Source organism: Flavobacterium sp. RHBU_24 (assembly GCF_046613695.1).
In the GTDB taxonomy this organism is placed as follows: domain Bacteria; phylum Bacteroidota; class Bacteroidia; order Flavobacteriales; family Flavobacteriaceae; genus Flavobacterium.
The window spans coordinates 42,513-56,313 of sequence record NZ_JBKJHD010000023.1; the positions used below are offsets into that span (position 1 = coordinate 42,513).

At 43.8% G+C, this 13,801-nt stretch carries 13 protein-coding genes; 7 read left to right on the forward strand and 6 right to left on the reverse strand.

Translation table 11 applies throughout. From position 1 onward, the window contains the following. Positions 1-19 precede the first annotated feature (19 nt). Complete coding sequence (locus ACLI09_RS16565) at positions 20-931, forward strand: AEC family transporter (protein WP_411420761.1); 912 nt, start codon at positions 20-22, stop codon at positions 929-931. Positions 932-1,122: 191 nt separating this feature from the next. Further along, positions 1,123-1,566, forward strand: a complete 444-nt coding sequence (locus ACLI09_RS16570) for a DoxX family protein (RefSeq protein ID WP_411420762.1) — start codon at positions 1,123-1,125, stop codon at positions 1,564-1,566. 20 nt (positions 1,567-1,586) lie between these two features. Here ACLI09_RS16570 and ACLI09_RS16575 read toward each other — a convergent pair whose 3' ends face one another. Beyond that, complete coding sequence (locus tag ACLI09_RS16575; protein ID WP_411420763.1) at positions 1,587-1,826, reverse strand: hypothetical protein; 240 nt, start codon at positions 1,824-1,826, stop codon at positions 1,587-1,589. Between the two features lie 232 nt (positions 1,827-2,058). Between ACLI09_RS16575 and ACLI09_RS16580 the strand changes: the two genes are divergently transcribed. After that, complete coding sequence (locus ACLI09_RS16580) at positions 2,059-2,886, forward strand: T9SS type A sorting domain-containing protein (RefSeq protein ID WP_411420764.1); 828 nt, start codon at positions 2,059-2,061, stop codon at positions 2,884-2,886. A gap of 142 nt (positions 2,887-3,028) precedes the next feature. After that, a complete protein-coding gene (locus ACLI09_RS16585; protein ID WP_411420765.1) occupies positions 3,029-4,435 on the forward strand; it encodes an FAD-binding oxidoreductase in 1,407 nt (468 codons plus the stop codon). A 23-nt stretch (positions 4,436-4,458) separates the two neighbouring features. Here ACLI09_RS16585 and ACLI09_RS16590 read toward each other — a convergent pair whose 3' ends face one another. From ACLI09_RS16590 to ACLI09_RS16600, 3 genes are all read right to left on the reverse strand, one after another. Beyond that, positions 4,459-5,703, reverse strand: coding sequence for a cation:proton antiporter (locus tag ACLI09_RS16590; protein ID WP_411420766.1), 1,245 nt, complete (start codon positions 5,701-5,703; stop codon positions 4,459-4,461). 175 nt (positions 5,704-5,878) lie between these two features. Then, positions 5,879-6,451, reverse strand: a complete 573-nt coding sequence (locus tag ACLI09_RS16595) for a hypothetical protein (protein ID WP_411420767.1) — start codon at positions 6,449-6,451, stop codon at positions 5,879-5,881. Between the two features lie 23 nt (positions 6,452-6,474). Beyond that, positions 6,475-6,783: a hypothetical protein gene (locus ACLI09_RS16600; RefSeq protein WP_411420768.1), complete on the reverse strand. Its 309-nt coding sequence runs from the start codon at positions 6,781-6,783 to the stop codon at positions 6,475-6,477. Between the two features lie 106 nt (positions 6,784-6,889). On the opposite strand from ACLI09_RS16600, the gene ACLI09_RS16605 reads away from it, so the two are divergent. After that, complete coding sequence (locus ACLI09_RS16605) at positions 6,890-7,411, forward strand: DUF4833 domain-containing protein (protein ID WP_411420769.1); 522 nt, start codon at positions 6,890-6,892, stop codon at positions 7,409-7,411. A 114-nt stretch (positions 7,412-7,525) separates the two neighbouring features. Here the strand turns inward: ACLI09_RS16605 and cphA are convergent, their stop codons facing one another. Beyond that, the gene (gene cphA / locus ACLI09_RS16610; protein ID WP_411420770.1) at positions 7,526-10,153 is read right to left on the reverse strand and encodes a cyanophycin synthetase; all 2,628 of its coding nucleotides are present in this window, start codon (positions 10,151-10,153) and stop codon (positions 7,526-7,528) included. Between the two features lie 244 nt (positions 10,154-10,397). On the opposite strand from cphA, the gene ACLI09_RS16615 reads away from it, so the two are divergent. Continuing rightward, positions 10,398-11,345: a cyanophycinase gene (locus ACLI09_RS16615; RefSeq protein ID WP_411420771.1), complete on the forward strand. Its 948-nt coding sequence runs from the start codon at positions 10,398-10,400 to the stop codon at positions 11,343-11,345. A gap of 165 nt (positions 11,346-11,510) precedes the next feature. On the opposite strand, the gene ACLI09_RS16620 is transcribed toward ACLI09_RS16615, so the two are convergent. Further along, a complete protein-coding gene (locus tag ACLI09_RS16620) occupies positions 11,511-12,503 on the reverse strand; it encodes an IS110 family transposase (RefSeq protein ID WP_411420772.1) in 993 nt (330 codons plus the stop codon). 369 nt (positions 12,504-12,872) lie between these two features. Here ACLI09_RS16620 and ACLI09_RS16625 point away from each other — a divergent pair, with 369 nt between their 5' ends. Beyond that, positions 12,873-13,715 carry an isoaspartyl peptidase/L-asparaginase gene (locus ACLI09_RS16625; RefSeq protein WP_411420773.1) on the forward strand — a complete coding sequence of 281 codons (843 nt, stop codon included), beginning with the start codon at positions 12,873-12,875 and terminating at the stop codon, positions 13,713-13,715. The last annotated feature ends 86 nt before the right edge of the window (positions 13,716-13,801 follow it).

Consider the following 13,801-nt stretch of genomic DNA (forward strand, 5'->3'; position numbering starts at 1 on the left):
ACAAACAACCCTCTTTGTTATGGATAACCTTATCCTGATGTTTACCTGCCTGCTGGTGGGTGTTGGTTTTCAAAAGATAAAAGCCATAGCGCCAAACACGCACGTGGCACTGAACCAGTTTGCCATATATATGCTGCTGCCCGCCATTACTTTGTATTATATACCTAAGATACATATCAGTGCAGAACTCATTTATCCTGTATGCGCGGCATGGTTCAGCTTTTTGCTCTCCTGGGCTTTTTTTGCGGCGCTTGGTACTGCGCTGCACTGGCCGAAAAAGTTACAGGGCTGCCTTATCCTTACAGCGGGATTCCTAAATTCGTCGTTTGTGGGTTTCCCAGTTATTGAGGCGCTATATGGTAAAAAAGGATTGCAAACCGCTATACTGGTAGACCAGCCGGGTTCGTTTGTAATGCTCTCTACGCTGGGTATAATTGTTGCTGTGCTTTACTCAAACGGACAGTTAACAGCGGGAATGGTGGCACGGAGGGTGCTGCTGTTTCCGCCTTTCATGGCATTTACAATAGGGCTTTTGATGAATATTGCAGAGTATGATTTTTTAGTCCCTCTGCAAAGCGTACTGCAAAAACTGGGCAGCTGCCTTACGCCGGTAGCGCTGGTGGCCGTTGGGCTTCAGCTAAAAATAGATACTAAAAGCAAGCACTGGGGTTTTTTAAGCCTGGGGCTATTTGTAAAGCTACTGCTTATACCTCTTGTTTTTCTGTTAGTATATAAGGGCCTGCTGCACAAAGAAGGCGACCATATAGACATATCTATAATGGAAACCGCTATGCCGCCCATGATAACCGCCGCCATTATTGCATCATCGCATGGGCTTAAGCCGCGCCTTGCGGGTATGATGGTAGGTATAGGCATACCACTTTCAATTTTAACACTGGTGTTTTGGTATTTCGTTTTGAAGCATTACTAATATTTTGTAACTTACTATAAATACGCTACTCTTATTTTTTGTTATAAAATATAGTTTGTACAGGGTATTTTGTTAAAATAAACAGGTGTTTAGGAATTTTAAATATTTAAACAATAATTAATGTAAGAAAAGTAATTCTTTTCTTAAAATTTTCTTAAATTACCGTCCCTAAACCAATTAAAATCAACTATATGTGGATTTTTGATAGTTCTATACATAAAAATTTCAACAGCCTTGCTTTACTTATGGTACGTATAGTAGTGGGCGGCCTTATGCTCACTCATGGCTTACAAAAATATTATATGCTTATAGAAGGCGCGCCTGTAAAATTTCCCGACCCTATTAATATAGGTGCCGGGCCTTCATTAGTGCTTGCCGTTTTTGCAGAGCTTGTATGCAGCGCATTGTTAATTATAGGTTTTGCTACCCGGTTGATTACCCTGCCGCTTATTATTAATATGGCAATAATAGTGTTTGTGGTACACAGCCGTAAAGGCCTGGAAGTCCAGGAACTACCCATACTGTACCTTCTTATTTATGTACTGCTGCTAATAACCGGCAGTGGAAAATATTCCGTAGACCGGCTTATACCGCGCAAGAAAAAGTATATTTTTGGGAGTAACGTAAAATCCTGATTAGTATAAATCCTTACGATTTAGTGGCCAAAATATTCGCCTACAAAGATAAGTATACCGCCTATTACCAGCATTATACTATTTGTTTTAAGCGTGTTAACCGCTTTTGCAAGGTTAGCATTGTTAACTTCTACCTGTTCACCTTTAGCGGTATATTTATTGGCGCCTTTAAGTCCGGCATATACGCTTATGGCAAATAGCAGCCTGAAGCCGCAGTTAAGGCATATTAAAACCCCGATAATTTCAAGAATGATTAGCATAAGTTTTTTGGTTAAAATTTTGTTAAGGCAAATATATAAGTTTTCATAATATCCGAGTAATTCCCTTTTGCATTTTTTTATCAGTATTTTATCCTTGTACCCCAATACTGATATAACTTTAAGCTGATGAAATTTTTGGCAATCTCTTAAATTTATAAGTATTTGTAGTATTTTAATAATCAATAGCTTTTAAAACTACGGTATTTTTGGAAAAATATTTAAATGTATAATTATGAAAAAGAAATTACTTTTATTACTTCCCCTGTTGCTCCTGTCTCAGTATGGTGAAGCCCAGTGTGCCGATGTGCAAAATGTTTTTGCCTTTATTTATGATGGCAAAACCTATGAAATTATAAAGGAAAACAAAACCTGGGTTAATGCCGCAGCATGCGCTGTAAGCCGTGGAGGGTATCTTGCTGAAGTAAACAGCATTGAAGAGAATAATGCCATTTTTAACCAGTTAGCCCAGGCAGGTGTATCCGCTGCAGACACTCCGGCGTCAGATGGTTTTTCTTCATATGTATGGCTGGGCGGCAACGATATTAGCGGCGAAGGCAACTGGATATGGAACGGGAATAACGATACTACCACAACAGCATTTTGGCAGGGCACATTTACCGGCAGTGCCGTAAACGGACATTTTAACAACTGGGGTAATAATGAGCCGGATAACTGGGGAACGGGCACGGGGCAGGACGGCCTTGGTATGGCAGTTGTAGCCTTTCCAAATGGCCCGGCCGGCAGCTGGAATGATGTAAAACACACTAATGTATTGTATTTTGTGGTAGAGTACAGCACCATACTGGGTAGTGGAATAGCGGCTAATGCTACAGTATCAGTATACCCTAACCCTGCTACAGATATCGTTAAAATAAGCGCAGCCGTGCCTGTTAAAGCGGTTACACTGTATACACTTACAGGGCAGGTGGTACAGCCGCTACATAAGGATAACTGGGCAAATGGAGAAATTTCTGTGGTAAACCTGAATGCGGGCATATATATTATGAATATATTCCTGGAGGATGACACTGTAGTTATAAAAAAACTGGTAAAAGACTAAGGAGAACTATACTAATAACTATTCATTTTACCGTTGGTGCCGCCCTTATCAGGGCGGTTTTGTTATTAGCCCGTTTACTACAAAAAATCACGTACTTAGGTGTTCTTAAATTTTCCTACTTTTGATTCTTCAAATCTGTAACATGAACACCACGCTTACCGCATTCATTGTAGAACAACTGCAAACCATAACCGGCCCGGGATATGTCTTTACCGATGAAGCTACGCGCCTGCATTATGGCCATGACGAAACTGAAGATTACAGCTTTCCGCCCATGGTGGTGGTAAAGCCGGGTACGGTGGAAGAGGTTTCGGCTATTATGAAGCTGGCTAATGAATATAAAATTCCCGTTGTGCCCATAGGCGCGCGTACCGGACTAAGCGGCGGCGCACTGAGCATACACGGAGGCATAGGCCTGAGCATGGAGCGCTTTACTGCCCTGGAAATTGACGAAAAAAACCTTCAGGCTATTGCCGGCCCTGGCGTAATAACGCAGGTATTACGCGAAACTGCCGCTGAAAAAGGCCTGTTTTACCCGCCAGACCCCAGCAGTATGGGCAGCTGTACAATAGGCGGCAACGTGGCCGAAAACAGTGGTGGCGCCCGTGCCGTAAAATACGGCGTGACCAAAGACTACATCCTAAACCTGGAGGTGGTACTGCCCAATGGCGAAATTATAATGACGGGGGCTAATACACTCAAAAATTCTACCGGATATAACCTTACCCAGCTGATGGTGGGCAGCGAGGGTACGCTGGGTATCATTACTAAAATTGTGCTGAAGCTCATCCCAAAAACCACCTATAACGTGCTAATGCTTATCCCGTTTTTTAATGCGGGGCAGGCATGTGAGGCAGTGGCTGCAATTTTCCGTGCCGGCATAGTACCCAGTGCGCTGGAGTTTATGGAGCGCGATGCTATAGACTGGGGCCTTAAGTACCTTGACGGCGTAAGCCTTGATATAAAGCCTGAAGTACAGGCACACCTGCTGGTAGAGGTAGACGGCAACTACCCTGATGTGCTTTTTGCCGAAGCCGAGAAGATAATGGGCGCAGTAGAGCATTTTGAAATTGACGAAATTTTATTTGCCGATACCGAAGACCAGAAAAATGCCCTGTGGAAATTGCGCCGCACGGTGGCCGAAGCGGTAAAGTCGAATTCAGTATATAAAGAGGAAGATACTGTAGTGCCACGTTATGAACTGCCCGTGTTGCTCGAAGGTATTAAGCGCATTGGCAAAAAATATGGTTTCCATTCGGTTTGCTATGGCCATGCCGGCGATGGCAACCTGCATGTAAACATTATTAAAGGCGATATGACGGATGAAAACTGGAAGGTAGAAGTACCTAAAGGCATCCGTGAAATATTTGAGCTTACCGTATCGCTTAAGGGTACGCTGAGCGGCGAGCACGGTATTGGCTACGTGCAAAAGAATTTTATGGATATCGCCTTCCCCCAGGTGCAGTTGGAGCTTATGCGGGGCATCAAGCAGTTATTCGACCCCAATAACATTTTAAACCCGGGAAAGATTTTGCCTGATAGCCTTTAGTCAGTTTCCCGGCTGCTGAGGAGCTAAGAAGCTTCCCTCGCCAAAACCTTTGTAGCAAACTTACCAATAGTCAATCCCTGTACGATTATAGAAAACACCACCACAAAGTAGGTAATGGCTATAATGGTGCTCTTATAGGGGTTGTTGTCTATAGACAGTGCCAGTGCGATAGACACACCACCTCGCAGCCCACCCCAAACCAGTATTTTGATGGTTCCTGCGCTGAATTTTTCGCGGAAGGTAATAAACTTGGTGGGCAGCCATATCGAGATAAAGCGGGCACACAGCACCAGTACTACACAGGCCAGGCCGGGGAACCAGTATTCGTTAAGGTCTTTTATCATTAATAAATCAAGGCCTATTAAAAGAAACAGTATGGCGTTTAGTATCTCGTCGTTTAGTTCCCAAAATTTATCCAGGTAGTCTTTAGTGGTGGCGCTCATGGCAAAGCGCTTGCGTAGGTTGCCTATAATTATCCCTGCAAAAACCATAGTAAGCGGGCCCGATATGTGTAGCCATTCCGCTATTAGCGAACCGCCCATTACTACTGAGAGCGTTATAAGTACTGATACTTTATAGTCGTCTATTTTACGCATCGCGCGCGACGCCGTAATCCCTAACAGTACACCCAGTATAAATGCGCCTCCGGCTTCTTTAACAAAAAGCCATGCTACGTTAAATACGTTTAGGTCTGATGAGGTTCCGTTGGCCAGTTGCAGTATCACGGCAAATACTACTACGGCCACACCGTCGTTAAACAGCGACTCGCCCGCTATTTTTGTTTCGAGCGATTTGCGCACTTTGGCCTGCTTAAGTATACTCAGTACCGCCACAGGGTCGGTAGGGGAGATGAGCGCTCCAAACAGCAGGCAGTAGATATAGGGAATTTCAAGGTCTTTTATGGGAATAAAATATACCAGCGTACCCACTACAAAGGTTGATATTACCACGCTGAGGGTAGAGAACACCACTATAGGTACACGCTGCTCATTAAGGTCTTTTATGTTTATGTGTATGGCGCCGGCAAAGAGCAAAAAGTTAAGCATGGCACCCATGAGCAGTTCGGTAAAATCAAAAGTGTGTACCAGTTTAGAGAGTTCGTGCAGGGGCTTAGGCAGTATCTTGCCAAAGGCTACAAGTAGTATAGAAACGGCCATGGCTATTACCATTACCCCAATGGTTGAGGGCAGCTTTAAGAACCGTACATTAAGGTAGGCAAAAAAGCTGGCAAGTACTATAAGTATGGAGAGTGAGTAATATAGTTCCATGAAACGGAGTATGCTGTTTTTGAAAGCCGATTTTTACAAATATAGCATTCAGTAGGGGTAAAAGCAATTTTTTAACAGCCCCCGGTTGCTTAGATGCAAAGCGTTTTGCTTAATAGCAATCTTCCGGATAAGTACATATCTGAATAAAGCCTGCTCCCTTATGCTCGGTTAAGGCCTACAGGTCCAGCGCCTTTCTTACATCCTCGGCAAGCACTTTTTCCATGATTTTGCTGCCGGTACGGTTAAGGAATTTCCATTTACCGCCGGTAAACTCATTAGAAATAGCTATAATATCCGCACGGGTCTTCATGGTAAACGAGTTCGACCTGGGGTTAAAGGTAACGTCCTCGCTTTTCATAGATGTTTTTAAATTCTGTATCATTGTTTTAGATTCCGCTTCGCTTATAGGCTGTGTAAACGTCATCTTCATAAGCAGGTCGTGCTTTACTATACAATAATACCCTTTACCTATGTGTTTTATTTCGCCCAAATCAAAGTTGGCTGGGGCGTCAAGCACATCTAATATATACCCGGGACCGTTAAGCATGCCCTGTAGCGATTTTAGCATCTGTTCTTTTGGTATTACCTCAAAAATTTTTGGGTAGGTATCGTTTAAAAGCGCTTCATAGTTACCGCTGGTAGTATTTTTATAAACACGGTCCAGCCCGGCCTGTAGTGCCGGTTTATCCTGGGCAACACCTGCCAGTGAGCAACAAACTAAAAAAAAAGTGATAATACAAGTCTTCATAGGGTAAAGATAGCAAAAGTAATTTACTCTTTTATTTTTACCGGCAGTATACTATTAAACAGCGAGCGCCCATCAACCTCTTTAATGTTTACCGGCATTTCATTATAGGTGCTTATGTCTACTATTTTTACCTCCATAGGGGTGCTGTTGTCCAGTTTTACAGTTATGGTGCCATCGGCATTTACCGGTACCAGGCCATATTGTAAACCATTTTCAGTTACTGTTGGCGCGGCATGCGCCCTGGGGATGATGTTAACTTCTTTAAAGGTGTTAATAACCAGGCAGGTAGCAATAATAGTAAGTACGATTTTTGTGTATTTGTCTGCTTTCATAAGGCTGTAAGTTAAAGTTATAGTTTAAATGTAGTAAAATAAAGTTATTGGCGTGTAAAAAATCGCGGTTAAGATTTTTGTATATTTGGGTAAAATGCTTACTGCCATGAAAAGGATGCTGCTGTTTTTACTGCTGTGCCAGGCTCTGCCCGCATTCGCGCAGAAGGGATATCCTGTGCCAACTGAGGACGTTTCACGGCTTTTTTATATCCAGCACAGCAACAACCACAACACTTTTGTATATGATGCTAATATGGCCGGCAAAAAGCTTAATACAGCCGACCCGGTATCCGTTTACCGGCTATGCTATACAAAGGGAAAAACCGGGCTAAAGGAAGAACTAAGTGGTATACAGCGTAAGATGGCGTATGGCATTACCCTAACGTCTGCCGAAGCTGCCTCCTGCACTTTTACCCTTGCCGCTTACCCTGCAAAAAAGATAGCAGTGCACCTGGATAAAAACGGACGTCCGTATGCCGCCGTACATGTAAACGGCAAAAACATTGTACTTAAAAAGATGTTCCTGCTTGTAAATAAGTCAGGCACTAATGTAGTGCATATCGATTTTTATGGAAAGGATGCCGCTACCGGGAAAGATGTTGTGGAGCGGTTTTATGTAAAAGACTAAAAAAAAGGTAATTAGGTTAACGCGCTAATTGCCTAAATAAGGTCAGCAGCTATAAACAAAAAAACTCCTGCTATTAACAGGAGTTGTATAATTAAAAATGAATATATTTTATAGTTATTGGTTTATCGCCTCTTCGTTTTCCTTATCGAGGTAGCCCTGAACAATCTGTATCGCGTTGGCTACCACGTCGCTAAGCGCGGTAATGTAGCTCCCTTCCGGGGCGGTAGTAAGGGCGTGCTTAATGGCATCGGTTTCTTTCGGGATAACTTCGTAGGTTATTTCACGTCCCGACGCGGCAAAGCCTTCCAGGAGCAGCCCGTTGATTTCTTCTTCGGTACGGCCGCGCAGGTGCTTTTCGTTACGCATAATAATGTGGTCAAACATACGCGCGGCAATGGTGGCACAGTCGCGGATGTCCTGGTCGCGGCGGTCGCCCACCCCCGAAATGATGCCAACTTTTGTAGTCGCCTCCACATTACTCAGGTAGTCTTCTACAGCCAGGTAGCCCGCCGGGTTGTGCGCAAAGTCGATAAGTACCTTAAATTTCTGGAATTCGAAAATGTTCATCCTGCCCGGTGTTTGCGCCGTGCCCGGAATAAACGTTTGCAGAGAAAGGCTGATGTCTTCCGTTTTAAAACCCCACAGGTAGGAGGCCAGGGTAGCGGCCAGTGCGTTGGCAATCATAAAGCGTGCTTTGCCCCCTAATGTAAGCGGCACATGCGATGCTTTCTCGATGCGTATTTTCCAACTGCCTTTTTTAATGGTAATATAGCCGTTTTCGTATACCGCGGTTACACGGCCGGCTTTAGCTTCTTCTTTTATAAACGGGCTGTCTTCGTCAAGGCTGAAGTAAGCCACGTTACATTCCAGTTCACGGCCTATTTTGATACACTCAGGGTCGTCGCCGTTAAGTACCGCCCAGCCATCTTTTTTCACGCTGCGCGGAATAACGCGTTTTACACGGGCAAGGTCGTCGATAGTATTGATGTCGTTTAGCCCCAGGTGGTCTTCCTGAATGTTGGTTATGATACCAATATCACAGCGGCTGAAGCCAAGTCCCGAACGGAGGATTCCGCCACGGGCAGTTTCAAGCACCGCAAATTCTACCGTAGGGTCCTTTAAAATATATTCAGCACTGAATGGCCCTGTGGTATCGCCTTTTTCGAGCATGTGGTTTTGCACATAAATACCGTCAGACGTGGTAAAACCCACTTTGTAGCCATTGTTTTTTACAATGTGCGCCAGCAGTCGGGTAGTGGTAGTCTTGCCATTAGTACCCGTTACCGCAAATATGGGGATGCGGCTCGGCTTGCCGGGAGGGTAGAGCATGTCTATAACCGGGGCGGCAACGTTGCGCGGCAGGCCTTCGCTTGGGGCGAGGTGCATACGGAACCCGGGAGCGGCATTAACCTCAAGTATCACACCTCCGTTTTCTTTAAGCGGCTGTGTAAGGTTTTCGGCCATAATGTCTATACCGCACACATCAAGCCCTATTACTCGGCTAATGCGTTCTGAAAGGAAAATATTTTCGGGGTGCATCAGTTCGGTTACATCTACTGATGTGCCACCGGTGCTCAGGTTGGCAGTTGATTTAAGGTACACAATTTCGCCATCGGCAGGAACGGTTTCCAGTGTGTAGCCCATTTTTTCCAGCAAATCGGTTGTATCACGGTCAACGGTAATTTCGGTAAGTACATTTTCATGACCGTAACCCCGGCGTGGGTCCAGGTTTTCTATATCAATAAGGTGGGCTATATCGTGTATGCCATTGCCCTTTACGTGGGCAGGTACCCTCATTGCGGCGGCTACCACCTTATTATCTATTACCAGCACACGGAAGTCATATCCCGTAATAAATTTTTCTACAATAACACGGCTGCCGTATTTTTGGGCAAATTCAAGCCCGGCCACAGCATCTTCAAAGTTCTTTACATTAATGGAAGCCCCTTTGCCATGGTTACCGTCTAACGGTTTTAGTACGATGGGGTAGCCTATCTTATCAATAATTTCCTGAAGTCCTTCTGCAGTAGAGCAAATACCGCCACTGGCTACCGGTATAGAGGCCGCCTCAAGCATACGCTTGGTTTGCTCCTTATTACAGGCAATATCTACCGCTATATGGCTTGTTTTATTAGTAATAGTAGCCTGAAAGCGCATCTGGTTGATGCCGTAACCTAATTGCACGAGCGAGTTGGTCCCCAGGCGTATCCATGGGATGTCGCGTGCTACGGCTTCCTCTACTATACTGCCTGTACTGGGGCCCAGGCGGTCGCGTTCGCGGATGCGGCGCATTTCCTGGAGGGCGGCATCAAGGTCATATTCTTCTCCTGAAATAAGCGCCTCCGCTATGCGTACCGATGCCTCTGCGGCATAAATACCTACGTTTTCTTCCAGGTAGCTAAATACTACATTGTAAGTGCCCGGCGTTTTTGTTTCGCGGGTACGGCCAAAGCCGGTATCCATCCCGGCGAGGGTTTGTATCTCCAGTGCTATGTGTTCTATAACATGCCCCATCCAGGTGCCGCGCTCTATGCGTGCAAAAAAACCGCCCGGTACGCCTTCGCTACAGCGGTGTGTATACAGGGAGGGTATCAGTGCTTCTATGCGCTCCCTGAAACCCGGTATCTTATCTGTTGGGTATTCCTCCATTTCCTCCAGGTTAAGGCGCATCTGTATTAATTTTTTGCGTTTAACGCTCCAAATGTTCGGCCCTCTCAGGGCCTGTATCTTCTCAATTTTCATAGATGGGTAATAGGGGTATATTATGTTTCGTTTTTTGGCGTTATATGGTTCTTTTTTAAAGCTTTTATTTAAAATTTAACATAACTGATTTATTATGTCTTTCCTCGTTAGAAAATTACTTAAAAAAATAAAATAAAAGTATATTTACCACAAATATTTTATCAGGTTTACTTTTGGTAACGATTTGGAAAGAAATTATTAACTCATTACAGGCTGTTTTTAGCTTTTTACATACCTTTGCACTATGAATAATGTACAGGGAAAACTAATAATTATCGGTGGCGCGATAGACAGGGGTAGCTTTACCGAAGTATCATTCGACCAGAATGTTGCTAATAATTTAAACTTTTTTGAAACCGGCATATTAAGGCGTATCATCCGTGAAAGCAAGCACGGCGAGAAAAGCCGCATTGAGGTGATTACTACAGCATCTGTAATACCAAGGCAGGTGGGGCCGGAATATATTAAAGCCTTTGCCTACCTTGATGCAAAGAACGTAGGTGTGCTTTATATTGAAAAAAGGGAGCAGACTAACGACCCTGAAGTAATTGCACGCATACAGGCCGCCGATGTGGTAATGTTTACCGGTGGCGACCAGTTGCGCCTTACCTCTATATTAGGCGGTACAAAACTTCACGATATTATACTCGATAAATACAAGAACGAAGACTTTATTTATGCAGGTACCAGCGCCGGTGCGGCAGCGGCATCTAACAACATGATTTACCAGGGCAGCAGCAGCGAAGCCCTTTTAAAAGGCGAAGTAAAAATAACCAGCGGCCTTAGCCTTATACAGGATGTAATTATCGATACCCACTTTGTGCAGCGTGGGCGCATAGGCCGCCTCTTTCAGGCAGTTGTGGGCAACCCCCGTACACTGGGTATAGGCCTGGGCGAAGATACAGGCCTGCTGATAACCGGGGAAGGCAGGATGGAAGCCATAGGCTCAGGGCTTGTAATTTTAGTGGATGGCCGACAGATACGCGATACTAACCTTACCCAGGTAGACCTTGGCAAGCCCATATCTATTAATAATATGGTGGTGCATGTGATGAGCATGTTTGACACCTACGACCTTACTACACGTGAAATGGAGATACACAACTCGCAGTACAGTATTCCGCTTTTTGTACCGCTTGAGACGGATAATGACGACCACGACCCGAACATAAATGCGGATGACAAGGAGTAGGCCTCACCCCAACCCTCTCCGAAAGAGAGGGAGCAGCTTTACTCATGCTGTCATTGAAATGAAGTAACAAAATAGAATAATGAGAAGGCACAAAGCCCGTAAGCATCAAAAACTTTGCGTATTCTATGACTTAAACAAGTTTAATTTCATATTTTTTACTAGCTCTTAAGCAGCATATTTCATCAGATCTACATAAGGTGTTTCACGTTTCACCACAGCAAAAATTCTTGCTAAGATTTTGTTCCTGATGATATTTATTGTTGACATTTTGTTTTTTTGTCTTGATACTCTTTCTGTATAGTACCTCTTCATTTCTTCATTGAACTGTATGGAAGATTTAGCGCACAGGTCTAGTAAGCTTTTGATCTTTTTATTGGCAAGGCTGCTTACTTTAGTGCGTCCCCTGATACTTGATCCTGATGTATTTGGGAAAGGTGCTGTTCCGCAATAGGATGCAAACTTGCGCCAGTTGTCGAATTTTTCAAATCCTTCGGTAACCACTATCATGTAGAGGGCAGTCTGTGCCCCAACACCTTTTATGGTAGTGATCAGTTTGTATTGAGTTTTAATTTTCTCATCCGATTCAATGATCTTTTCTATCTCGTTTTCCAGATAATCAACCTCTTTGTCAAAGCTTTTTATAATTTTCATTTGACATTTAACAAGCACTTCTGCTTCTTTTTTAGGAAGCATTTCCAATTGTTCTTTAATACTGGCTTTATAACCCGCCCTTTGCTTCACTATTCGTTCCCGCAAGGATAATAAACGTTTTAGTTTTATGATATTTTTAGGGCTCCTTTTACCCAACGCTATACGCTCCCTTTTCTCATAAGCATAAAGAGCGATTCTTTTGGCATCAACCTTATCTGCCTTGCCTCTGGCAATACCGGTGGAGCGCTTTATTTCCAAAGCCGGTAAAATCACATAATTAAAGTCTTGTTCGGCCAGGTAATTTGACAAGTTGTATGAATAAAGGCCGGTGTGTTCCAAAGCGACTAATAAATCGTCAATGGCAATTAAATTTCTTTTCAACCAATTACCCATTTCTTTAAAACCTTTTAAATCGTTCTCAAACTGACAATAAATACCTTTCTTGTACAAATAAACATCAATTACTTTTTTGCTGACATCGATGCCGGCTGTTTCTAAAATTTTCATACTTTTGAATAGATTTAATGGCTACGTTGACTAAAACCTTTAGTAATAATTACTATTAGAATTCTATTTGGTCCTTGTAACCGGTTATAAAAGAATGAGGACTAATACGCAAATTAGAGATACAGCTCTACAACTTTGTTAAGTTCACCTCATTCTTTTTTTATTTAAAAATATGAACAATCTTATTAAGTTATCAGTCTCCCCCGGACCCCCTCTTTTAAACATCATCATCAAGAGGTAATTTAATCTTTCAAATCTAAAGGAACTTTGTGCCTTCTTTGTGTAACTTTGCGATACAACAAAATAGTTCTCCGCGGATCTGTGTGCATTTCTCTGCGAGACTCTGTGAAATAAAACCGAAAACAACAAATGAAAATAATAATACACGGTGGTTTTTTTAGTGAATCATCTACCGATATACAAACTAAGACGGCCAAACAGGAAGCCCTGAAGGCTATTGTGAAACAATCATACGATTACCTTAAAACCCATACCGCCACCGAAACCGTGGTATATGCCGTGAGCCTGCTGGAAGACGATGTGCTGTTTAATGCCGGTACTGGTTCTCAGATACAGTGCGACGGACAGATACGTATGAGCGCAGCACTTATGGATGGCACTACCCAAAAGATGAGTGGTGTAATCAACATACAGGATGTAAAAAACCCGATACAGGTAGCTGAAAAGCTTTTGCCTTATGATGACCGCGTACTGGGTGGCAACGGTGCAACAGGTTTTGCCCGCAAAAATGGCTTTGAAACGTTTAGCACAGAAACGCCTGAACGCCGTGCCGAGTTTGTAAAAAAACTTGCGGCGACCGGTACCGGAACCGTGGGCTGTGTAGCGCTTGATTCCGGTGGCAAAATAGCCGTAGCAACCTCTACCGGGGGTAAAGGCTTTGAGATGGTAGGCCGTATATCTGATTCTGCTACTGTGGCGGGCAATTATGCCAATGCCCACTGTGGCGTGAGCTGCACGGGGGTAGGGGAAGATATTGTAAGTAATGCCACTGCCGCTAAAATAGTGACCCGGGTTACCGATGGAATGCCTGTTGCCACCGCCTTTGAAAAGACATTTGCCGAATTAAAGCCTTACGACGGTTTTGCAGGCGCTATTGCCATAGATGCAGCCGGGAATATGTACCACCAGGATTCGCACCCAAGTATGGTGTTTGCCAGCTTTGATGGGATGGATATTGAAGTGTTTGGCTAGAGTGAATTGCATATAATATTGATACAAAAAGCCCCCCGTACCTAAATACGGGGGGCTTACTATTTGGGGATAAAAACTAAAAACTA

Excerpts from the sequence above, each read along its gene's own strand:
- ACLI09_RS16605 (WP_411420769.1), top strand. The coding sequence starts at position 6,890 with ATGAAAAGGATGCTGCTGTTTTTACTGCTGTGCCAGGCTCTGCCCGCA.
- ACLI09_RS16595 (WP_411420767.1), bottom strand. The coding sequence starts at position 6,451 with ATGAAGACTTGTATTATCACTTTTTTTTTAGTTTGTTGCTCACTGGCA.
- ACLI09_RS16625 (WP_411420773.1), top strand. The coding sequence starts at position 12,873 with ATGAAAATAATAATACACGGTGGTTTTTTTAGTGAATCATCTACCGAT.
- ACLI09_RS16615 (WP_411420771.1), top strand. The coding sequence starts at position 10,398 with ATGAATAATGTACAGGGAAAACTAATAATTATCGGTGGCGCGATAGAC.
- ACLI09_RS16580 (WP_411420764.1), top strand. The coding sequence starts at position 2,059 with ATGAAAAAGAAATTACTTTTATTACTTCCCCTGTTGCTCCTGTCTCAG.
- ACLI09_RS16565 (WP_411420761.1), top strand. The coding sequence starts at position 20 with ATGGATAACCTTATCCTGATGTTTACCTGCCTGCTGGTGGGTGTTGGT.
- ACLI09_RS16590 (WP_411420766.1), bottom strand. The coding sequence starts at position 5,703 with ATGGAACTATATTACTCACTCTCCATACTTATAGTACTTGCCAGCTTT.
- ACLI09_RS16575 (WP_411420763.1), bottom strand. The coding sequence starts at position 1,826 with ATGCTAATCATTCTTGAAATTATCGGGGTTTTAATATGCCTTAACTGC.
- ACLI09_RS16620 (WP_411420772.1), bottom strand. The coding sequence starts at position 12,503 with ATGAAAATTTTAGAAACAGCCGGCATCGATGTCAGCAAAAAAGTAATT.
- cphA (WP_411420770.1), bottom strand. The coding sequence starts at position 10,153 with ATGAAAATTGAGAAGATACAGGCCCTGAGAGGGCCGAACATTTGGAGC.
- ACLI09_RS16600 (WP_411420768.1), bottom strand. The coding sequence starts at position 6,783 with ATGAAAGCAGACAAATACACAAAAATCGTACTTACTATTATTGCTACC.
- ACLI09_RS16570 (WP_411420762.1), top strand. The coding sequence starts at position 1,123 with ATGTGGATTTTTGATAGTTCTATACATAAAAATTTCAACAGCCTTGCT.
- ACLI09_RS16585 (WP_411420765.1), top strand. The coding sequence starts at position 3,029 with ATGAACACCACGCTTACCGCATTCATTGTAGAACAACTGCAAACCATA.